The sequence below is a fragment of the Alcanivorax sp. HI0083 genome, from assembly GCF_001635175.1.
Genome location: NZ_LWFX01000220.1, coordinates 1 through 21,773, shown reverse-complemented (window position 1 = coordinate 21,773; position 21,773 = coordinate 1). Strand labels below are relative to the sequence as shown.

The window sequence follows — 21,773 nt, the reverse complement described above, 5'->3', positions numbered from 1 at the left end:
TGAAGGCGCACCAGCTGTTCTTTGTGGACAGCCGCACCAGCAGTCACTCCGTGGCACAGCAGGTGGCCCGGCAGGTAGGGCTATCCCACGCCGGGCGCGATGTCTTTCTGGATAATGAACGCAATCTGGTCAGCATCAATGAGCAGTTCAACCGGCTGATCCGGCTGGCCCGGCAACGCGGCCAGGCGATTGCCATCGGCCACCCGTACCCGGAAACCGTGCACTACCTGCAGCAGGTTCTGCCCTTGATGCAAGACGCCGGCATTGAGGTAGTGCCGGTGTCCATGCTATTGAGCACCCCGCCAGTGACCACAGCCACCACCGGGAGCGACGCTCACGCCGGGTCCTGATCCCGGTTTTTGCCAATACCGGTGAGTTTGGCGTAACCGATCATCAGGAAACCGAAAGCAAACATCAGCACACCGTAAACCGCAGACGGCACAGACATGGCCTCGGAATGCAGCAGAGTCAGGGTCACCATTAGCCCCAGCGTACCGTTCTTGATACCCAGCTCGATGGCCACGGTGAACGCCTGATCACGGCTCAAGCCGATCACCCGGCCCCCCACCATGCCCAGGACAATACCAGCCAGATTGAGAACAATGGCCGATACACCTGCCTGCTTGAACAGCACCAGAGCCTCATCACCCAACTCCACCAGCAATAGTGCAATTACCGCCACCATCACCGCCAACCCCAACAGGCCCACCGCTTTTTCGCCTTTTTCTGCCCAGCCTTGACGAAAGTGGCGGATAGCCATGCCGATAGCCACGGGCAGCAAGATGATCACGAACAGGGTAATGATGGTGCGCATCACCGGCAGTTCCAGGGTCCTGGCGGTGTCCTGAAAACGCTCGAGGGCCCAGCCCGTAAACGCGGGCAGCGTGACAATGGTGATCAGGCTGGCAAGCACCGTCAGCACAATGGACAGGGCCACATCACCGCGCCCCAGATAGACAAACAGATTGGAGGTAGTACCACCCGGGCAGGCGGCAATCACAATAAGCCCCACCGCCAGCGCCGGCGACAGGTCCAGCGCCAGCGCCACACCCAGGGCGATCAGCGGGAGCAAAAGTATCTGGCAGACCAGGCCATAGAAGGTGCCACGCGGGGCAATGACAACTTCGCGGAAATCTTTGGGGGTCAGGGTCATGCCCATCCCCACCATGATCAAAAACAACGATAACGGCAGCCCGATATCAATCAACGCACCTGAACCCATTACAACTCTCCCGTGATTTTTTTATGGTCTTTCAACGGGGGCAGCGCCCCCAAAACCTCGAGAGTAAAACAGGGTTTCATTTATAGCCAGTACGTAGCGGCTAAAGTTGTGACAGGAGGTTAATCCAGCCGAAAGAAGGCTCGGCGACCATCAGCCCAGGCGCATTTCCACGCCGGCTGACTGCATGAATTCCTTGGCCTGCTGCACCGAGTATTCGCCGAAGTGGAAGATCGACGCCGCCAGCACCGCATCGGCGCCGCCCTGCTGCACGCCGTCCACCAGATGCTGCAGATTGCCGACCCCGCCCGAGGCGATCACCGGCACCGGCACCGCATCGGAGATGGCACGGGTCAGCGCGATGTCAAAACCGTTCTTGGTGCCATCACGATCCATGCTGGTCAGCAGGATTTCACCGGCACCGTAATCGGTCATCTTGCGTGCCCACTCCACCGCATCCAGGCCTGTAGGTTTGCGGCCGCCGTGGGTGAAGATTTCCCAGCGGTTGGTGTCGCTTTCCGCGCTGACTTTTTTCGCGTCGATGGCAACCACAATACACTGGGAACCAAACCGCTCCGCCGCTTCACGGACAAACTCCGGGTTATGTACCGCCGCCGAGTTGATCGCCACCTTGTCGGCCCCGGCATTCAGCAGGTTGCGAATATCTTCCAGCGCACGCACGCCGCCACCCACGGTAAGCGGAATAAAGACCTGGCTGGCGATCTGCTCCACCGTGTGCAGGGTGGTATCGCGCTCCTGATGGCTGGCGGTGATATCCAGAAAGGTGATTTCATCGGCGCCGGCATCGTTATAACGCTTGGCAATCTCCACCGGGTCACCGGCATCGCGGATGTCCACGAACTGCACGCCTTTGACCACACGGCCGGCGTCCACATCAAGACAAGGAATAATGCGTTTGGCTAAACCCATAATACGTCCCCGGCGCTCAGGCGCCGCTCAACTCATCGGACAGCGCCTGGCCTTCGGCAAAGTCCAGGGTGTTTTCGTAGATGGCACGTCCGGTAATGGCACCACTGATGCCCTGGTCAGCCACCGCACACAGGTTGCGCACGTCGTCCAGATTGGTAATGCCGCCGGAGGCGATCACCGGAATCGACATGGACTGGGCCAGTCTCACGGTGGCATCCACATTCACGCCCTGCAACATGCCGTCGCGGCTGATATCGGTGTAGACGATGGCGGAGACGCCATCGTTCTCGAACTGTTTCGCCAGATCGATCACATCCACATCGGTCACGTTCGCCCAACCATCGGTAGCCACTTTGCCGTCTTTGGCGTCCAGGCCCACGATGATGTGGCCGGGGAACTGCTCACACATGGCTTTGACGAATGCCGGCTCATTCACCGCCTTGGTACCAATGATCACCCACTGCACTCCCGCGTCCAGGTAGGCCTGAATAATTTCCGGGCTACGAATACCGCCACCAATCTGGATTGGCAGATCCGGGTGGGCCTTGGCAATCGCCTTGACGATCTCGCCATTCACCGGCTCACCGGCAAAGGCGCCATTCAGGTCGACCAGATGCAAACGGCGGGCACCACGCTCCACCCAGTGGCTGGCCACGGCAACCGGGTCATCGGAGAACACGGTGTCGTCTTCCATACGACCCTGCTTCAGGCGAACACATTTTCCGTCTTTCAGGTCGATGGCAGGAATCAAAAGCATAGTGATTTCTCAAACTGGGCTGCCATACAGGAAGGCAACGGATGAAACGGGTTTATCGCTGTCAACTGTCCACTATCAACTGTCAGTTGATCTTAGGTTGCCAGCGCAGAAAATTTTCCAGCAGCGTCAGACCGGCGTCAGCACTTTTTTCCGGGTGGAACTGCACGGCAAACACATTGCCCTGGACAGCCGCAGCAGCAAAAGTCAGGCCGTAGTCGCAACGCCCGGCCACTGCCTCGTCGGGCAGGCCGGTGACGCAGTAACTGTGCACAAAGTAAAAGCGGGCATGGTTGTCGATCCCCGCCCACATGGGGTGCGCCATGCCCTGCTGTACCTGGTTCCAGCCCATGTGCGGCACTTTCAAACGGGTGCCGGTATCGCTGAACAGCTCACCGAAAAACGTGACTTGCCCGTCGAAAATACCCAGGCAATCCACGCCGTTATTTTCTTCACTGCGGGCCATCATCGCCTGCATGCCGACGCAAATCCCCAGCAATGGCTTGCCGGCTTTCGCCACATCCCGAATCGCCTGATCCAGGCCCGTGTCTTTCAGAACGGCGATGCAGTCACGAATGGCGCCCACACCGGGAAAGACCACCCGGTCCGCCGCGCGGACCTGATCCGGGTCGCCGGTGATGATGATGGTCTGGCCATTGGCGACCTTTTCCAGCGCCTTGCCTGCGGAGTGCAGGTTACCCATGCCGTAATCAATAACGGCAACGACTTCACTCATATTCGGGAGCCTGTGCTGTACGGTTACTCGCTTTCGCTGAGGGTACCCTTGGTAGACGGGGTAATACCGTCCATGCGCGGGTCCGGCTCCACCGCCATACGGAGCGCGCGGCCAAAGGCCTTGAACACGGTCTCAGCCTGGTGGTGCGCATTCTTGCCGCGCAGGTTATCGATATGCAGGGTAATCATGGCGTGGTTCACGAAGCCCTGGAAAAACTCATAGAACAGGTCCACGTCGAAGCCACCGATGCTGCCCCGGGTGAAATCCACAAACATTTCCAGGCCCGGACGGCCGGACAGGTCCAGCACTACCCGTGACAGGGCTTCGTCCAGAGGCACATAGGCGTGACCGTAACGGCGCACCCCTTTCTTGTCACCGATGGCCTTGGCGAAGGCCTGACCCAGCGTGATGCCGATATCTTCCACCGTATGGTGGGCATCGATGTGCAGATCACCCTTGGCCTTGATATCCAGATCGACCAAACCATGACGTGCCACCTGATCGAGCATGTGCTCGAGGAACGGCAATCCGGTATCCAGTTTGCACTGACCGGTGCCATCCAGACTGATGGTGGCTTGAATCTGAGTTTCCAGGGTGTTGCGCTCTACGGTAGCGCTTCGCTTGCTCATCTATACCTCCCAGGCATTGGACCGGCTATTATACGCAGCCTGAGAGCCTGTTGACACCATTGCAGCAGCACCGACCCCCCAAAACCAGCGGAGTTTCACCATGCCGATCAGCGTTCAGGCCCACCCCCTCTCTCAGGAACAATGTCAGGCCTTTGCCAAGGTACTGCGTGATGCCCCGCAATACCGCCAGAAGCTGGCCGATGCGGTGACTGAAGGACAAGGACGACTGTTCGCTGCCCACTTCAATGGCCAGCGCGTGGCTATCGCCCTGATAGAAGAAAACCAGCCGCAGCTGGCCTGGATGGTCGTGCATCCGGCCACTCAGGGGCGCGGCGTGGGCAAGGATTTTCTGCGCCTGATCGGCCAGCAGCTGGGAGAAACGCTCGCCCTGCCAGACCACTGCCAGGGAACCTCTGAATAACGCCTTACATGCTCAGCGTGGCCTATAACTGAGCCAGTGGCAGCCGGATATGCAGCGCAAAGCCCCGCCCGGGGCCAGCGCTTTGTGCCCACAGAGAACCGCCCACCTGCTCAACCATCACCCTCGCCATGGCCAGGGACAGGCCAAAGCCTTCCTCATGGTGACGCGACCCCATCACGAAGAACGGCTCGAGAATGTGCTCCAGCTGATCTGCGGTAGCGCCTTTCCCCTCATCACGGATGCATAGCTCGGCATCGCCCGCCGGCACATCCACCGCGCTGCTGATTTCCACGCTGCCGCCTTCGGCACTGAAGCGCAGGGCATTATCCAGCGCCATGCTCAGCACTTCACGCAACTCCCCTTCACAGGCACGCACCTGCAAATTCGGTGAGATCCGGTTGCGCACCGCCACGCCACAGGCCTCTATCCGCGCCGCCTGGTCACGCAGAATGGCGTCGAGCATCCACATGGGCTGACAACTCCCCTGCAACGGCGGCTGGTGGCGGTCGGAAAGGTCAAAATAACGCAGCGAGGTGCTGACGATTCCCGTGAGGCGCCGCTGCCCCTTGCGCACCATGGCCCACACATCCACCTCTTTCTCACCCGGCCCCTGCCCGGACTGTCCCAGCGAATCGGCAGCGCCAATCCAGTTGATCGGCGTATTCAGCTCATGGCTGATGTACTGCAGGAACATGGACTTGTCCTGGTTCATCTGTTCGATATCCGCCAGGTGCCGCTCCAGATTCTGCTGTGCCTCCACAGACAATTGCTTGCGCTCGCTTTCCAGAAACCGGATCCGGTCGCCCAGCGCCAGTGACAACATCACCACCACCCACAGCGCGCCGAAATGCGGCAAGTAAGGAACAATCACGCTATAAGGAATCAAGCCCAGATTGCCGATGGCATACAGGAACACGGTAAGCAGGAACACCGACCAGGCGAGCACATACAAGCGCGCCACCCGGAACCCCTGGCGCCACACAACCCAACCCAGCCAGCTGAACAGCACCACCGTCATCATCACCACCACGGTGGACAGGTGATAGGAATAAGGTGGCGGAATCACCCACTGCAGCGCAAACGCCACCCCGATCAGAATCAGGTAATGCTTCAGCAATCGGTCATAGCGCGGAAAGCGCTGGGCCAGCTGCAGGAACTGGCGCGAATACAATGCCAGCGCCAACCCGCAGGTATAGGTGGTCAGCCAGAAATATTCATTGATCCTGGGGGTCTCCGGCCACAAATACTGAAGCCCGAAACCACTGACGCAGATATTGAAAAACAGCACCCCGGCAAGAAACACCACAAAGTGCAGGTGCACATTGTCACGCAGGGACAGAAACAACAGCAGGTTGTAAATCAGCATGATGGTCAACGAACCGTAGAACAGCCCCTGCAGCAACTGCTCCAGATAGGTGTATTCCACCAGCCCCTTGGCACTGTAAAGCATGGGCATCATGTTCAATGCGCCCTTGCCTCGGACCTTGATATAGTACTCACTCACCCCGTCAGGCAGCGATTCCAGATTGAACACAAAAGACCGGTGATCCATGGGCCGCCGCCCAAAGGGACGCGTATCCCCCACCTCATACTCCCGGAACTCGCCATCCGGTTGCGGCACAAACAGGGTCAGCTCATCGAGAATGGGGTAGCGCTCCACCAGAAACCAGCTACGCCCATCCATCTGGCTGGCATCCAGCTGAAAACGCAGCCAGATGGTACTTTTGGTAAAACCGAAATTCAGGGTATTACTGTCACTTTGGCGAAAACGGCTGGCGAACTGGTCACGAATCTGACTCAAGGTCCAATTGCCTTCCGGGTCCTCCAGCACATCCACCCGGGCACCCAACTGAACGCCGTCTCCCGCCGAAACCAGTGCAATGGGCTCGGCACGCACGATGCCCCCCACCAAAAGCAGCGCCATCAAGACAACAACATGGAACTTTCGCAAACGTTCTTCCCCTAACTTCACAATAACAATCATGAATAATGCTACGGTATGGCCAGTGAATCCCCACTGCTATAATCACGGTCCAACGACCAACGCGCAAGGAGTGCTACATGGGACGCCTGTTAAAAATTTTGCTGATCACTTTGTTTGCCATCATTGTGCTATTAGCTATTGCTGTTTTTGTGATCACGCAGGTGATTGATCCCAACGAGTTCAAGCCGGAAATCGAGAAACAGGCACAGGAACAGGCCAACCTGACACTGGACATTCAGGGTGACCTGGCCTGGCAATTCTGGCCCTCGCTGGGCGTGAGTCTTGGCCGCACCGAAGCCCGCATTGCCGATGACGAAGAACTGTTCGCCGCCCTCGACGAAGCCAGCGTCAGCGTTGCCGTATTACCGTTGCTGTACGGCCAGGTGGAAATGGACGGCATCACCCTGGCCGGCCTGAATGTAAACCTGGTGGACGGCCCGGACGGCGCCAACTGGGAGCAGATCGGCCCGCAGACGCCGGCAGAAGACACCGCCACTGAAGAAGAACCGGCGGCCGAAGACGAGGGCAGCAGCAGCCTGGACATTCCGCTGACCATTCCCAAAGTCGTGGTCAGCGACGGCAAGGTTCGCTACCGCAGCACCGCCGATGGCACCGACATCGTCGTCGAGCACTTTAATCTGAATGCCCAGGACGTGAACCTGGATGAACCCTTCCCGCTGCAGATGTCCCTGCGCTATCAGGACCAGAGCGACATGCGCGTGGACATGAATCTGGACACGGTACTGGCCGCCGATATCGACAATAACCATTTTGTCCTCAACCCGATGACACTGGATGCCAATATCGCCGGCGCCACCACCATGCCGGTGGATGTGCATCTGGAACAGAATCTGGATGTAAACCTGAACGAGGACACCGTCTCCATCAAGGACCTGCTGCTGCAAGCTGCCGGCACCGAGACCAAAGGCAACGTGGACATTAGCGCCCTCACCGGCGACATGCAGCTCAGCGGCAAGCTGGCCACCGCGCCCTTCGATGCCAACAAGGTGCTGGAAGCGATTGGCGAAGCGCCCATCGAAACCACCGACAGCCAGGCACTGAGCAAGATTGCCCTGGACGCCACCCTGGGCGGCGAGCCCGGCAGCGTCATGGCCAGCCCGCTGACCCTGACCCTGGATGACAGCACCCTCAGCGGCAGCGCCGGCCTGGCCAGCCTGGAAAGTGGCAAGATCATCTTTGACCTGGTGCTCGACAAGATCACCCTGGACGGCTACATGCCGCCTGCCAGTGGCGATAGCGAAACCGCCGCAGCCGGCGGTGGCAAAACCGGCGGAACCGCCAGCCTGTCCAGTGACGAGCTGATCCCGGTGGACACCCTGCGCCCACTGCTGGTGGACGGCGAACTGGCCATTGGCACCGTGAAATACGACAGCATTACCGCCAGCGACATGAAATTTGCCGTCAGCGCCAAAAACGGTGTCTTGCAGCTGACCCGCGCCAGCGGCAGCACCCTGGGCGGCAGCTTCAGCGCCAAAGCCAAACTGGATGCCTCCGGCAGCACCCCGAAAATCAGCGCCAGCAACACCGTTTCCAGCGTCCAGATTCAGCCGCTGGTACAAATGGCTCTGGAGGATGATCTGGCCAAAGGGGTGTTCGACATGACGGGCAGCTACAGCGCCAGCGGCAACAGCGAAAAAGCGCTGATGAACTCCGCCAAGGGCACCATCGACCTGTCACTGGCTGACACCACCGTGCGCGGCCTGAACCTGTACAGCACCCTGGTTGGCGGCGTGAACGACATGCTCGGCCAGTTCCAGGGCCTGGCCACCGCTCTGATTCCCAGCCAGGAATCCGGCAAGTTACCCAGCGCCCTGTCCGAGGACACCAAGATTCTCGACCTGAAATCCAAGGCGCGGCTGGACAAGAACGTGGCGTATCTGGACAGCTTGTCTGCGGTACTGCAAAAAGGGGAAATCACCGGTAATGGCTGGATGAATATCCTCAACCAGGACTTCGACCTGAAAATCGGCATGCAGTCGCCAGAGCTGGGCACTTCCAAGTACCTGACCGGCACCACCTGGCCGCTGCGCTGCGAAGGCAACCTGGGTGGCAGCCCCGCCAAATGGTGCGGCCCGGACAAGGACGGCTTCAAGGACATCGGCAAACAGGTCGCCGCCAACGCCACCAAAGACAAGCTGAAAGAAAAGTTCGGCATTGACGGCGAAGGCGACACCACCGAAGAAGTCCTCAAGGATGCCGCCCAGAAGAAAGCCAAGGAAGAAGTGAACAAACAGCTACAGGACGGCCTCAAGAAGCTGTTTAATTAAGAGACGCTGCAGGCTTCACGCAGCCAGCAACACGCAGGCGGAGATGGGCAAACGCCCATCTCCGCCGTTTTTTGTCCGGAGTGTCATGCCTAGCACATCCCTCACCCCGCAAGATTTCAGCCAGGCCCTGCTCGACTGGTACGACCAGCATGGCCGCCAGGATCTGCCCTGGCAGCACCCGCGCACGCCTTATCAGGTGTGGGTATCGGAAATCATGCTGCAACAGACCCAGGTCAGCACGGTCATTCCCTACTTCGAGCGGTTTATGGCGCGCTTCCCGGATGTGAAAACACTGGCACTGGCGGAGCAGGATGAGGTGCTGCACCTGTGGACCGGGCTCGGTTACTACGCCCGCGCCCGCAACCTCCATAAATGCGCCCAGCAACTGCTGGAAAACTATCAGGGCGAATTCCCGGATACCGTTGAGGAAGTGGCCACCCTGCCCGGCATTGGCCCCTCCACCGCCGGCGCCATTCTTGCCCAGAGCCGTGGCGTGCGTGCACCGATTCTGGATGGCAACGTGAAACGGGTGCTCGCCCGCCTGCACGCCGTGCCCGGCTGGCCGGGCAAAAAACCGGTCGAAAGCCGGCTCTGGGAACTGTCTGAACACTACACGCCCCGCGCACGGCTGGCGGACTATACCCAGGCGATCATGGACCTTGGCGCCACCCTGTGTCGCCGGGGCAAACCCGACTGCGCCAGCTGCCCGGTAAACCGAGGGTGCGAAGCCCATGCCAACGGCAATCCCCAGGATTACCCCGGCAAGAAACCGAAAAAGGCCCTGCCAGTACGCACCACCGTCATGCTTATCCTGCGCGACCGTGACGGCCGGGTCTGGCTGGAACAGCGCCCTCAGCAAGGCATCTGGGGCGGCCTGTGGTGCTTTCCACAAACCGACGATGAGTCACAGATGGACGACGCCCTGAGAGCCCGTGCTTTCGATGCCCGTGCTGATAGCCAGCCACTGGACCCGTTCCGGCACACCTTCAGCCACTATCACCTGGACATCGCCCCCCTGGAAGTGGCCGTTGTCCCAGCCGGCACCCGTGACAGTGACGGTCGCTGGGTGGACCCGCAATCTCCCGGCACACTGGGCCTGGCCGCGCCGGTGAAGAAACTGCTGGCAAGCCTCGACGCCCCGCGCCAGTCACGCATGTTATAGTTCACCCCACATGTACCCGCTTACGGAGTTGCCATGAGCCGCACGGTAATGTGCCGCAAATACCAGACTGAACTGGACGGCCTCGACCGCCCCCCTTTCCCCGGCCCCAAGGGGCAGGATATCTTCGAGACGGTCTCGAAAAAGGCCTGGCAGGAATGGCTGCACGAACAGACCATGCTGATCAACGAAAAGCACCTGAACGTGATGGACCCACAGGCGCGAGCCTTTCTGGACGAGCAACGTGATCGTTTTCTGAACAATGAAAACTACGAAAAAGCCGAGGGATACACCCCGGTTGCTCACGATGCGAACAAATGAACCGCCAATGGCTTGACGCATCCGCCTCCAGAAGCTTTAATACGCGCCCTGATTGCCCGGATAGCTCAGTCGGTAGAGCAGGGGATTGAAAATCCCCGTGTCGGTGGTTCGATTCCGCCTCCGGGCACCATCTTTAAAAGGCCTCGCATTGCGAGGCCTTTTTCGTTTCTGATCCCGCTACACAACTTCCTTCACCTGCGCTACCGTGAGCAAAAACCTTCACGGCAACCGGGCTCTCATCGTGCATCGTTCGCTCTTGATCATTATTCCCCTGCTGCTTTACGGATGCGACCAGACACCCACCGGCCGTGAGCAGCTGGCGCTGGTCCCCGAATCGATGATGGCAGACTTCGGCCAGCAGACGTTTGTGCAGATGCAGCAGCAGTTACCGGTAAGCGCCAACGAGAGTGCCAACCGGGAAGCACAATGTGTGGCGGAACAGCTCATCCAACGAATTCCCGCCCGTTTTCCCGGGGTCAGCCTGCCGGACACCTGGGAAGTGGTAGTGTTCGCCGATGCCACCCCCAACGCCTTTGCCCTCCCCGGCGGCAAGATTGGAGTCAACGAAGGGCTGCTGGAGCTAGCACAAAGCGATGATCAGCTGGCCGCCGTCATCGGCCACGAAATCGCCCACGTGCTGGCCAGGCATGGCAACGAACGGCTCACTCAGGAACTTGGCATCAAGGCAGTGTTATTTGTGATCGGGCTGTTCAGCGAAGGGGATGCGGATACCGAGAATATTCTGCAGGCTCTCGGCGTAGGCGCCTACCTGGGTATCGCCCTGCCGTTCAGTCGCAGCCATGAGGAAGAGGCCGATCTGATGGGACTGGAGCTGATGGCCAGCGCAGGATTCGATCCACGGCAGAGCACCGAACTATGGAGAAATATGGCCGCCGCAGGGAGCGCCCAGCCACTGGAGTTTCTCTCCACTCACCCGAACCATGACAGTCGCATCGAAGCCCTTCAGGAACGTATGGGGGCGGTGTTGCCGCTCTACCAGCAAGTCACGCCAGTGAATTGCGAACGGTAAGAAGCAGAAGCGAGTCACGAGTTTCGAGTTGCGGAACCCAGACATGCTCAACAAGATTTCGCCTTTCGAAACTCGCTTCTCGTCACTCGAAACTTTCCTGGTCAGCCGCCCACGGCTTCCTTAACGGAAACCTTCTCGGTCGCCGGCTGCCAGTTGTAATCCTTCATGTTTACGGTCCAGGTGCGGGCCATGAACTGGAAGGTCGCGTGGGGCCACAGGGCGGTGTTGCGGCCATCGGCCTGTTGGTACCAGCTCATGCACCCGCCGTTCTGCCAAACCGTGCCCTTCAGCTCGTCCTGCAGCTTGTCATTGAAACGATCCTGCACGTCCTGCTTCACGTCCAGCCAGGCATCACCGCGCTTATCCAGCTTGGTGATGGCATCCATCACATAGCGCACCTGGCTCTCGATCATGAAAATGATGGAGTTATGGCCCAGGCCGGTGTTCGGCCCCACCAGCTGGAACATGTTCGGATAACCGCTCACGGTGGTGCCCAGATAGGCCTGCGCTGCATCCTTCCAGTCATCCTGCAGACGACGGCCCGGCAGACCGGTGATCTCGAAATCCTTCATGTAGATACGCGGATCCACGATGAAACCGGTACCCAGCACAATGCAGTCCGCCTGCTGCTCAGTGCCATCACTGAACACCACGCTGTTTTCCCGGATTTCCTTCACCCCTTCGGTGACCAGCTCCACGTTGTCGCGGTTGAAGGTGGGGTAATAGTTGTTGGAAATCAGAATCCGCTTACAACCCAGCGTGTAGTTGGGCACCAACTTGCGTGCCGTCTCCTTGTCCTTCACCTGGTAATTGATGAAGGCTTTCAGCGCCGGTTCGGCCAGTTTGGCCAGACGCGGATTGAAGATCGGCAGCACGCGCGCTTCGTTGCTCAGGTAAAGGCGCAGACGGTGCAGCTTGCGCAGCGCCGGGAAGCGGCGGAATACCCACTTGCTCAGGCCGGAATAAGCACGCTCATCGCGAGGGATAATCCACGGCGGAGTGCGCTGTACCACGGTCAGGTGGCCCGCTTCTTTTGCCACATGGGGCACATACTGGATGGCACTGGCACCGGTACCGATGGACACCACTTTCTTGCCGGCCATGTCATAGTCCTGGTCCCACAGGGCGGAGTGGATGATCTTGCCCTTGAAGGAATCCATGCCCTTGAACTTGGGGAACGACGGCACATGCAGGGGACCACTGGCCAGTACCCAGTGCTGACACACCACCTGGGAGCCATCGGCCAGATTCAGGGTCCACAGGGCCGCCTGGTCGTCAAAATGGGCCCCGGTCACCTCGGCATTGAAACGGGTGTACTGACGCAGGTTGTGCTTCTGGCTCACACCTTCAATGTAGTTGTGGATTTCCTGCTGGCCACTATAGCGGTGGCTCCAGTCCGGATTGCCCTCGAAGGAGAAGGAATACATGTGAGACTGCACGTCACAGGCGGCGCCTGGGTAGCTGTTGTGGTACCAGGTACCGCCCATGCCATTGCCTTTCTCCAGCAGCAGGAAGTCATCGATTCCGGCTTCGCGCAGCTTGATCGCCATGCACATACCACCAAAACCGCCGCCCACGATGGCAACTTTGACGCGACGGGTTTTCACATTGATCTTGGCCTGACTTGTCATAGGTATTCTCCTGGGATACTCACGGGCTCCTCGATGGCAACACTCTAACCTTGCCAAGGCTTAGTGAATACATGTTAACCTGACTGAAAAATTGATAATTCCGGCCATGTCTGAACGCTCGATCCTCGCCCTCATCTACACCATCGACCTGCTCGAAGACGAGAAGGGCATCGACTGTGCGCCGGTGCTGGCACGCCATGGGCTGGATCGCAACAAGCTGGACCCGAGCAGCGAGATTGGCCGCGACCGGGAACTGCTGATCTTCACTGAACTGCTGCCACAGGTAGACGATCCGCTGCTTGGCTTCGAAATGGGCAGCCGTTTCGGCTTTGCCGGTTACGGCCAGCTGGCCATGCTGCTGATGACCAGTGAAACCGCTTTCCAGGGGTTCCAGTTCGGGGTGAAGTACCAGGCACTGACCTACCTGTACGGGGAAATCGCGCTGGCCCCCGGTGAAACCACCACAGCCCTAGAACTGCACCCGATCCCCCTGCCTCCAGAGGTGAGCCGCACCCTGATCGACCGCGACATGGTAGGCACCTTCAAGCTGGTCAACGATATCCAGACCCAGCTCAATCTGGACCTCAAGCCGGTGGAAGTGTGGATGCCCTATCCGCGTCCCGATCATGCCGGCGTATTCGAAGCCTATTTCGGCTGCCCGGTGCGCTACGACCAGCCCTATTGCAAGGCGGTGATCCGTAACGAGGACATGGCGGTACGCATGCCCGGCTACAACAAGATGGCCCAGGACATGTATCGGGAACAGTGCGAGGCCATGCTGGCCCGCCGGGAAGCCCCCACCGAGCATCTGGCAAACCGGGTTAGCGCCTACCTGAGCCTGTTCGTGCGTACTTTCCCCACCGCCGAACAGGTAGCCCAGGCCTTCGGCATCCCGGAACGCACCTTCCGCCGCCAGCTCAGCAAGGAGGCCCGCCCCTTTCAGGGCATCATGGATCAGGTCAGGGAAGACAAGGCCAGACGCTACCTGAGCGACTCCAGCCGCAGCGTGGCGCAGATCGCCGAATTGCTCGGCTACAGTGAATCAGCGGCCTTCGTCAGGGCCTTTGAGCGGTGGACGGGAAAGACACCGGCCCGTCACCGCAAAGAAGCCGGGGCCGAGCAGTAGGAGCGCCGCTTGAGGCGCGCCTACAGCAGCTTCGTTGCAGAGTCAGTCCTGACGAATTCTTTCCACGATTTTGGTCGTCGAAATATCGTCGATAAAATCGAGCACCTTCACCTCGCCCCCATAGCGCTTCACAAACTCGTGGCCGACCACTTCTTCCACGCTGTAGTCACCACCCTTGACCAGCACATCCGGCTTGATGGCTTCCAATAAAGGCTCCGGGGTGTCTGTATCAAAGGACACCACCCAATCCACCGCTTCCAGGGCGGCAAGCACCGCCATTCGTCGCTCCAACGGATTGATGGGGCGACCCGGTCCTTTCAGGCGGCGAATGGAATCATCGCCGTTCACCGCCAAGACCAGGCGATCACCTTGACGGCGGGCGGAATCCAGATAGCCCACATGGCCGGCATGAATAATGTCGAAACAGCCATTGGTGAAAACAATTTTTTCACCCTGGGCGCGGGCGTCCTCGATGGCAATCAGCAGTTGCTCCTCTGTCATCACACCACGACCCAAGCCCCCTTCCTGATGCACTGCACGACGCAGTTCCGGCGCAGACACCACAGCAGTACCCAGCTTGCCGACCACGATACCAGCAGCGATGTTGGCCAGCGCCACCGCATCTTCCATGGCGGCACCCGCCGCCAACGCCACTGCCAGCACGGAAATCACCGTATCCCCGGCGCCGGTCACATCAAACACTTCCCGGGCCCGGGCCGGCAGGTGCAGCTCTGGCAAGCCATCACGCAGCAGGGTCATGCCCTTCTCGCTGCGGGTGACCAGCATGGCCTGCAGGTCCAGATCACGGATCAGCTGCTGCCCCTTTTCAATCAGGTCCTGCTCATCCTTTACTGCCCCCACCACCGCCTCAAACTCACTCAGGTTCGGCGTCAGCAGAGTCGCCCCGCGATAGGGCTCAAAGTCGGTACCCTTGGGGTCCACCAGTACCGGCACGCCCGCTTCGCGGGCCAGGGCGATTAGACCGGGACAGTCACGCAGGGCGCCTTTGGCATAATCCGACAACACCAGCGCACCGCAATGGGCTAACTGCTGCTTAACCTGCTCGGCAAAAGGCGCCGGATCCTGGCTGTGGAACGCCTCTTCAAAATCCAGCCGTAGCAGTTGTTGCTGACGACTAATCACCCGCAATTTGGTAATAGTGGGCAACCCGTCCACTTTCTGAAAATGGCAACCCACTTCCGCCGCCGCCAGCCGCTCTTCCAGAATCGAGGCCGCTTCATCGCGGCCCGTCACCCCAACCAGCTCTGCACGGGCGCCCAGGGCGGCCATGTTCAATGCCACGTTGGCGGCACCACCGGGGCGATCTTCCAGCTCGGTAACGCGCACCACCGGCACCGGCGCTTCCGGCGAAATACGGCCGGTGGGGCCGTGCCAGTAACGATCAAGCATGACATCGCCAGCCACCAGAACGCGGGCCTGGGCAAAAGAAGGAATTTGCGGGTTTTGCATCAATGTCTCCAAAAGACAACAGAGCCGAATTGCCCGCAATTGTAGCATAGCGGTGGAGGCAAAAAGGTTCTGACAGTACACTCCCGGCACGCCACTGCCTGCTGACCGGGCACAACCATTACGCATCGCCACGCTGTCAGGGTATCATTCAGCAACCCTTGGCCAATTTAGGAGCAACAGGACACGCTATGCCGCCACTGCCCCCCAACATCATGCAAGGTCGCTGGTTACGCTGGTGGCTGACATTGTCATTTGCGGTGATGTTCAGCGGTGTTTTTCTGTTCAACTCCCGCATCGGCCTGCTCAACGTACTCGATGTGTTGTTCTTTCTGCCCGGCCTGACCCTGCTTACCCGCGCGGTGGTCAGTGGTGACCACCGGCTAATGACCTCGCCCTTTCTGGTTCCGCTCTACCTGTTACTCGCCTGGGCCCTGCTCAGCCTGGCCTGGGCGGAGGAACCCAACTCCTCGCGGACGGTGCGCGGCGTGGTGCAGATCGTAGTCATGGTGGGCCTGTTCCGCTGGCTACATCTCTATTTCCGTAACACCTTCAAGCAAGCCATGGCCAACGGTGCGCTATGCGCCATGGTGGTGGCCACGGTGGTGATGGTCAGCTATTACACCACCCAACCATTCAGCAGCCCCCTCTTCAGTGAACCTGCCAACCTGATTTTCCGCATGCCCTCCCTGGATCCCTCCCTGGCCCTGATGGCCATGGTGGCACCGACCTTCATCCTGCTGGCACAGGGCATGGAAGAAGGCGCATCGGGCAAAGGCGGTCGCCGCCTGGTTGGCGCGGGGGTCGGGTTCGGCTTTTTATGCCTGACGTCTTTGCCTCTGGGATTGATGTGCATTCTGTTTGCTATCGCCTGGCTGACCAGCCGCAGCTCCCGCCGCTGGCTAAGCCTGATCCCGCTGGCCGCCGCCTTCTACCTGATGCTACAGGGCAGCCATAGCGTGACGGTGAGCAACTATTTTGCCCACCCACTGATCGGTAACGGACTGAACCACGAAACGCTGAATGGCGTACTGGGGCACAACGACAGCCATTTGCTGACGCTTGCCCATCCGCGCAATATCTTTCTGCTGCTGATCCACGGTCTTGGGCTGATCGGCCTGGTGCTGTTTATTGCCAGCTGGGTGAGCCCGTTTACCGGACTCCTGCAACGCCAGATCAACTGGCATGAGAATGCGGCCTACACCATTGCCGTGGTGCCCGGCCTGTGCATGACTTACGCGGCCGGTGCTTATTTGCTGGTGCCGTTCCAGGCCAGCTGGCTCAGCCTGTGGCTACCGCTGGCGCTCTTGCTGGCCCGCCTTAGCGAGCGCCCCGCCATCCGCCCAAACAGCCGCTGAGAGCCTCATGGGAAAACGCACCAACCGGCCCTCACGGCTCTCAGACCCTCGCCTGTACCCAAGCTGGCTGGGCGCAGGCCTGTTCTGGCTGATCGGGCAACTACCCTGGAATCTGCTGCTCGCAATAGGGCGTGGCCTTGGCCGCCTTGCCTGGCACCTAGCCAAAAAACGCCGACATGTTGTGCAAACCAACATCCGGCTCTGTTTCCCTGAATTGGACCCGGCGGAGCAAGAAACATTGGCCCGCCGTTGCATGACCAGCACCGGTGAAGCCATTCTGGAAATGGCAGGCAGCTTCAGCAACCACCGTATCAACCTGGACAAACGGCTGACCATTAAAGGCATGGAGCATATCGAGCGGGCTCACGCCGATGGCAAGGGAGTCCTGCTGCTCGGCATGCATTTTAATTCCATTGATGTAGGGTCTCGCCTGCTTGGCTATGTGTTGGACTTCCACGCCGTCTATCGCCCCAACGACAACCCGGTCATAGATCGTCTGATCGATAAAGGTCGCTGTAATTACGTGAAAAGCACCGTAGACAGGCAAGAGATTCGCCAGATGATAAAACTGCTGCGCCACGGCGACATTCTCTGGTACGCCCCCGACCAGGACTACGGCACCGCCCACGCAGTCTATGTGCCATTCTTCGGCATCCCCGCCGCCACCATTACCGCCACCAGCCGCATCGCCCGCATGGGCAAGGCAGCAGTCATCCCCTGCGCGCACTATCGCTTACCCGGCGGACGCTACGAAATCGAATTCGGGCCAGCACTGGAAAACTTTCCCTGCGGCGACGATGAACAGGATACCGCTCGCATCAATAGCGCCATCGAAGGATACGTGCGCAAGTACCCGGAACAGTACCTATGGGTGCACAAGCGGTTCAAGCATCAGCAAAGCGGACAATCTCCGTACAAGTAACGATCAATCCGTCTTTTGTCTGGCCAATACCACCACCACATCATCGCCGTCACTATCGAAGATTTTTTCCAGAGAGAAACGGGAATGGAAAGAGGCTAACAGCTGTTCCTGCTCAGCGCGGTCTACGCGCCATGCCAGCAAGCTTCCCGGCGCTACCGTTGCCGGAAACGACGGCTCAGTGTCATAGCTGAAATATCCTTGATCAGCATAAAAACTCACCTGCCCATCATTGATGTAAACCACACGATCAGAACGCGCGGCCAACCAGTGCCCCGCGTCCCTCAGAGCGGCCTTTTCATGCCCCGTACTGCTGATGGACGTCGCCAACGCAGACAAGGCCAAAACCACCACACTCGTCCGCCTGAAAACGGCACTTCCGCCAAGGTAAGCCTGTGAAAACCGAACCCAAAGGAACGGTAAAAACATCAGAGCAGCAAACACCACGTAACGGGAGGACAAGAACAAACTGGTCACCAGAAAGATTACCAACACTGCCAACCACAAATAGAACAACACCAAATAGGTAGTGCGATCCCCACTCTTCCAATCAACGGGTCTTAGAAAAATGGCCAGCACCAGAGCCCCCACCAGCATCACTAATTTGCTGGGAATAATCGTCATCAGCCCCCAGAACAAAATCTGACCACCATACTCATCAGAAAACTTGTTCAGAACAGCTCCAGCAAGCAAATCGCCGTAGTGCTGAAACTCCTGATAGCGGTCAACGATATTCAGCGCATTCAGATAATGAAGAACCCTGCCCACCGCTCCACTGTCACTAAAAATCAGAAAAAGCAGAAGTCCGAGCACACCGATTGCGGGCATAACATAGAACCCGGCCAGCTTTTTACAGTTTCTTTCCGGCATCAGTAACCCGGCCAACGCCAGCCCAACAGCCACAGCTCCAACCTCGAGACGACAAAGCACCCCAAGGGCAATGGCAGAAAAACAGGACAACAGCCACCACACCGAGGCCTTATCTTCATAACGAAACCAGGCATAAACCGCCAACAGCGAAAAACACCAGGCTGGCCAGTCTCTCAACACCGATGCCCGATATTCATTCAAGGCAGGCAATGCAATAACGAAAAGCAAAAGCAGCCACCCTGGCGCCTGCGCCAGCCGGGACAACAGCAAAACCATCAGCGCAGTAGTTCCAGCAGCAAAGAGAGAAGTCACTATCATCGCAGACGTTAGCGCCGACCACGGACTTACCTTTATGACACCCGCCAGAAACCAGGAAAAGAACGGCCAGTTAAAGGTATCGGTTACGCTTCCTTGCATTTCCCCAGCCGCTATTTGTGTCGCCAGGTCGATGTAGAGCATCCCATCCCGGTTCAGAACCGGGTCTGTCATAAATGCCAGCAAGGAAACGGCCAGACTCCCTATCACTGCCAGCATGGCAAGGGACTTCGGGTTTTCCACTGACCATAAGCGTGTTTTTATCATGGCTACTGAAATTGCTCCCAGTTCTTCTCGAACCGCAACTTGTCCTTTTGATTTTTTACTTGTGCCCAGCGGGCACGAGAACTAAATCCTGCGCCATCAAGATCAATAAAACTGATCCTGTCCGCCTCATCGACCAAGATATTCTGTGCTTTCATATCACCGTGACTAATCCCGGCCCAAAGAAAATGCTCCAACCACCGCCTCACATTCTCTGCAAGACCTTGCGCCCGGGAGCGCTGCTGCTCCATCAACCGGCTCAAGGCGATCGATTCCAGTTTGGGGAAAACAATAACGCTGGTTCCTGCTCGTTCTCCCCGGATAAATTCAACCAGCATAACTGGACGTGGCGTCGGAATTCCCAACAGGGCCCATAGCCAACCCTGGCGCCAGCTGATCATCCCTCGGGAACATTTCATTTTCTGTTTAAGCCGTGCTTTCAGGCCCACTTCCCGATAATGCTTCACCACCCAGTGCTCATTAGCATAAACGCTGATGCGGCTTCCCTTTTTCAACAAAGGCAACGCTTCTGGCTTCTCGCAATAGGCCAACCAAGAGCCCGTCGCGCCCCGATCCATACGATCACTATAGACAACACCGTCCTTGGTCGACTCCACGCAGATAGCAGAACAGTTCCGCTGCGATTTCCGATCGGCCTGCACCATTCGTCTGTGCAAGGCGTGCTGGCAACGTTCCTCAAAATCACGGCTTCGCACACCATGATGCTTCATGAAATGAAGGCATTCCTGAATTAGCGGGGCCTGTAACGCCAATGTCGCCTGGGCGCACATGAGAGCCAGATTGTCGGCCAATGCAGCAGCGCCCCGTGAAGGGACCGGCTTTATCGCACCGGCATCCAGGCAAACGACCTCCCCATCACCATTTACCAGAAAATTCCCCAGATGCAGATCAGTCTGTATCCACCCAGCCTTATACAGCCCCCATACCGTATCCAGCAATGACTTCAACAAAGGCAAATCAACGCCATCAGCAAGTAATTCATCCAGCCCAGCACCCAACACCGGCTCCATCAGCAGGAGTGCATGGTTATCCTGCTCCAGCAATGCCAAGGCTTCAGGCACACAGACACCCTGGGCCGCCAGGGTTTCCAGCAAGGAATATTCATTCCGCCCAGCAGCTTTGCTGTCATTAAAAAACAGCTTGGCAATCACGCTCTTTCCCTGCCACGTTCCTCGGACCACTAACCTCTTGCCGGGCAAATGCCGTAAAACATCCTCAGCAACCAATCGCCCTGCGTCCATATCCAGAGAGAACGGCCCAGCGTCATTCCAGCACCAATGCTGCAAACCTGATAGCGTGATCATTTCATCAGGCTCTTGAGTAAACGGCGCAAATAGCGAGGCTGTAAAGCAGTCAAGGGGGCCTCCCGAAAAAGCTGCCGATACAAATCGCGTACATCGCTGTAACTCTTGGCTCGATCACAGATCTTCAACAGTGAAAGCAATCTGCGAACACGATAACTCTTGCGCTCTTTCTGCGCCCACTCAGGCAGGCCATTATTATCAAAAATTCGCTCTTCCAGAGACATACCAACCGTCAGGGCAGCTCTCACATCATGCCGCATACTGTCTGCATGCTTGTGGATTTTAGCGATAGGTTCTGGTGTCTCCGCCACCGGATAGTTTGCCAACACATGAGCGAACACCGGCAAATCTTCCGTATGACGCAAGTTTGGGTCATAGCGAACCGTTGCAAACAACTGTTGGTGCATAGCACAGGCACCATTAGATATGGTTAATTTTTTCCCCAGGAAGGCAGCGAAGTTTTTCTTACAATCAGCAGTAATGGGCCTTGGTCTGATTTTCTCACAGGCATCTCCGCTACAGGAATAATGGCCACCGATCAGCAGCCGAGCCTGAGGGCTTTCCTGTGCACATTTCTCCAGTGCTAACAACGCCTCCGAACACATCTCGTCATCCGCATCCAGAAAAATCAACCACGGGAATCGAGCTTCCTCAATACCTCTATTACGCACCGCAGACAAACCCTGGTTAACCTGGGGTATATAACGCAGCACATCAGAATGCTGATTCTCCAGTGCCCTCATAATTTCATCGGTATTGTCGGTAGATCCATCATTGATCACCAACACCTCAAAATCAGAATAAGACTGGCTCAATACCGATTGCACCGCCCGTTCAATACAATGACCGTAGTTATAGGCAGGAATGACAACGGAAAAACCGGCACTCATATATCCTTCCCCGGGTGCGGATTAAATTGCAGAGGAAATTGAGGTGTCTTTTCATAATAGCGGCGATAAATTTTTTCGCCTTCTCGCTGACTGGCAGCCAGCAGAGCAGATTTTTCCGTCAGCACATCACGTAAAGA

20 protein-coding genes and 1 tRNA gene are annotated in these 21,773 nt (G+C 58.1%); 10 read left to right on the top strand and 11 right to left on the bottom strand.

The window, feature by feature from the left end; all coding sequences use genetic code 11:
- Window positions 1-350, top strand: a 350-nt coding sequence (locus A3754_RS02425) for a divergent polysaccharide deacetylase family protein (RefSeq protein WP_197468390.1), incomplete at its 5' end; no start/stop codon positions are given.
- On the opposite strand, the gene A3754_RS02420 is transcribed toward A3754_RS02425, so the two are convergent.
- The 5 genes from A3754_RS02420 to hisB all read right to left on the bottom strand — a co-directional run bounded on the left by A3754_RS02420 (window position 335) and on the right by hisB (window position 4,268).
- Window positions 335-1,222 (bottom strand): bile acid:sodium symporter family protein, encoded by an 888-nt coding sequence (locus A3754_RS02420; protein ID WP_063518764.1) that lies wholly within the window; start codon window positions 1,220-1,222, stop codon window positions 335-337. The two genes, A3754_RS02425 and A3754_RS02420, sit on opposite strands and share 16 nt — an antisense overlap.
- A 150-nt stretch (window positions 1,223-1,372) precedes the next feature.
- The gene (gene hisF / locus A3754_RS02415) at window positions 1,373-2,149 is read right to left on the bottom strand and encodes an imidazole glycerol phosphate synthase subunit HisF (RefSeq protein ID WP_007150815.1); all 777 of its coding nucleotides are present in this window, start codon (window positions 2,147-2,149) and stop codon (window positions 1,373-1,375) included.
- 16 nt (window positions 2,150-2,165) lie between these two features.
- Window positions 2,166-2,906 carry a 1-(5-phosphoribosyl)-5-[(5-phosphoribosylamino)methylideneamino]imidazole-4-carboxamide isomerase gene (gene hisA, locus A3754_RS02410; RefSeq protein ID WP_007148976.1) on the bottom strand — a complete coding sequence of 247 codons (741 nt, stop codon included), beginning with the start codon at window positions 2,904-2,906 and terminating at the stop codon, window positions 2,166-2,168.
- A gap of 82 nt (window positions 2,907-2,988) precedes the next feature.
- Window positions 2,989-3,639, bottom strand: coding sequence for an imidazole glycerol phosphate synthase subunit HisH (gene hisH, locus A3754_RS02405; protein WP_063518763.1), 651 nt, complete (start codon window positions 3,637-3,639; stop codon window positions 2,989-2,991).
- Between the two features lie 23 nt (window positions 3,640-3,662).
- Entirely contained in the window at window positions 3,663-4,268 is a 606-nt protein-coding gene (gene hisB / locus A3754_RS02400) for an imidazoleglycerol-phosphate dehydratase HisB (RefSeq protein ID WP_063518762.1), read from the bottom strand.
- Between the two features lie 100 nt (window positions 4,269-4,368).
- Here hisB and A3754_RS02395 point away from each other — a divergent pair, with 100 nt between their 5' ends.
- A complete protein-coding gene (locus tag A3754_RS02395; protein ID WP_063518761.1) occupies window positions 4,369-4,689 on the top strand; it encodes a GNAT family N-acetyltransferase in 321 nt (106 codons plus the stop codon).
- Between the two features lie 22 nt (window positions 4,690-4,711).
- Here the strand turns inward: A3754_RS02395 and A3754_RS02390 are convergent, their stop codons facing one another.
- A complete protein-coding gene (locus tag A3754_RS02390) occupies window positions 4,712-6,673 on the bottom strand; it encodes a sensor histidine kinase (protein ID WP_063518760.1) in 1,962 nt (653 codons plus the stop codon).
- Window positions 6,674-6,750: 77 nt separating this feature from the next.
- On the opposite strand from A3754_RS02390, the gene A3754_RS02385 reads away from it, so the two are divergent.
- From A3754_RS02385 to A3754_RS02365, 5 genes are all read left to right on the top strand, one after another.
- Complete coding sequence (locus A3754_RS02385; RefSeq protein WP_063518759.1) at window positions 6,751-8,961, top strand: AsmA family protein; 2,211 nt, start codon at window positions 6,751-6,753, stop codon at window positions 8,959-8,961.
- An 85-nt stretch (window positions 8,962-9,046) separates the two neighbouring features.
- Window positions 9,047-10,123, top strand: a complete 1,077-nt coding sequence (gene mutY / locus A3754_RS02380; RefSeq protein ID WP_063518758.1) for an A/G-specific adenine glycosylase — start codon at window positions 9,047-9,049, stop codon at window positions 10,121-10,123.
- A 33-nt stretch (window positions 10,124-10,156) separates the two neighbouring features.
- Entirely contained in the window at window positions 10,157-10,441 is a 285-nt protein-coding gene (locus tag A3754_RS02375) for an oxidative damage protection protein (RefSeq protein WP_063518757.1), read from the top strand.
- A gap of 54 nt (window positions 10,442-10,495) precedes the next feature.
- Window positions 10,496-10,571 (top strand) — tRNA-Phe (locus tag A3754_RS02370).
- 111 nt (window positions 10,572-10,682) lie between these two features.
- A complete protein-coding gene (locus A3754_RS02365) occupies window positions 10,683-11,471 on the top strand; it encodes a M48 family metallopeptidase (protein WP_063518765.1) in 789 nt (262 codons plus the stop codon).
- A 101-nt stretch (window positions 11,472-11,572) separates the two neighbouring features.
- On the opposite strand, the gene A3754_RS02360 is transcribed toward A3754_RS02365, so the two are convergent.
- Window positions 11,573-13,102: an NAD(P)/FAD-dependent oxidoreductase gene (locus A3754_RS02360; protein ID WP_063518756.1), complete on the bottom strand. Its 1,530-nt coding sequence runs from the start codon at window positions 13,100-13,102 to the stop codon at window positions 11,573-11,575.
- Between the two features lie 106 nt (window positions 13,103-13,208).
- Between A3754_RS02360 and A3754_RS02355 the strand changes: the two genes are divergently transcribed.
- The gene (locus tag A3754_RS02355; RefSeq protein WP_063518755.1) at window positions 13,209-14,228 is read left to right on the top strand and encodes an AraC family transcriptional regulator; all 1,020 of its coding nucleotides are present in this window, start codon (window positions 13,209-13,211) and stop codon (window positions 14,226-14,228) included.
- A 42-nt stretch (window positions 14,229-14,270) separates the two neighbouring features.
- Here A3754_RS02355 and hldE read toward each other — a convergent pair whose 3' ends face one another.
- Window positions 14,271-15,698 (bottom strand): bifunctional D-glycero-beta-D-manno-heptose-7-phosphate kinase/D-glycero-beta-D-manno-heptose 1-phosphate adenylyltransferase HldE, encoded by a 1,428-nt coding sequence (gene hldE / locus A3754_RS02350; RefSeq protein ID WP_063518754.1) that lies wholly within the window; start codon window positions 15,696-15,698, stop codon window positions 14,271-14,273.
- 188 nt (window positions 15,699-15,886) lie between these two features.
- Here hldE and A3754_RS02345 point away from each other — a divergent pair, with 188 nt between their 5' ends.
- Window positions 15,887-17,053 (top strand): hypothetical protein, encoded by a 1,167-nt coding sequence (locus A3754_RS02345; RefSeq protein ID WP_063518753.1) that lies wholly within the window; start codon window positions 15,887-15,889, stop codon window positions 17,051-17,053.
- Between the two features lie 7 nt (window positions 17,054-17,060).
- Window positions 17,061-17,975: an LpxL/LpxP family Kdo(2)-lipid IV(A) lauroyl/palmitoleoyl acyltransferase gene (lpxL, locus tag A3754_RS02340; RefSeq protein ID WP_063518752.1), complete on the top strand. Its 915-nt coding sequence runs from the start codon at window positions 17,061-17,063 to the stop codon at window positions 17,973-17,975.
- Between the two features lie 3 nt (window positions 17,976-17,978).
- On the opposite strand, the gene A3754_RS02335 is transcribed toward lpxL, so the two are convergent.
- The 3 genes from A3754_RS02335 to A3754_RS02325 all read right to left on the bottom strand — a co-directional run bounded on the left by A3754_RS02335 (window position 17,979) and on the right by A3754_RS02325 (window position 21,636).
- Window positions 17,979-19,424 carry a glycosyltransferase family 39 protein gene (locus tag A3754_RS02335; RefSeq protein ID WP_063537971.1) on the bottom strand — a complete coding sequence of 482 codons (1,446 nt, stop codon included), beginning with the start codon at window positions 19,422-19,424 and terminating at the stop codon, window positions 17,979-17,981.
- A 2-nt stretch (window positions 19,425-19,426) separates the two neighbouring features.
- On the bottom strand, window positions 19,427-20,593 hold the full coding sequence (locus A3754_RS02330) for a lipopolysaccharide kinase InaA family protein (RefSeq protein ID WP_231880446.1): 1,167 nt from the start codon (window positions 20,591-20,593) through the stop codon (window positions 19,427-19,429).
- 149 nt (window positions 20,594-20,742) lie between these two features.
- The gene (locus tag A3754_RS02325; protein WP_063518749.1) at window positions 20,743-21,636 is read right to left on the bottom strand and encodes a glycosyltransferase family 2 protein; all 894 of its coding nucleotides are present in this window, start codon (window positions 21,634-21,636) and stop codon (window positions 20,743-20,745) included.
- Window positions 21,637-21,773: the final 137 nt, after the last annotated feature.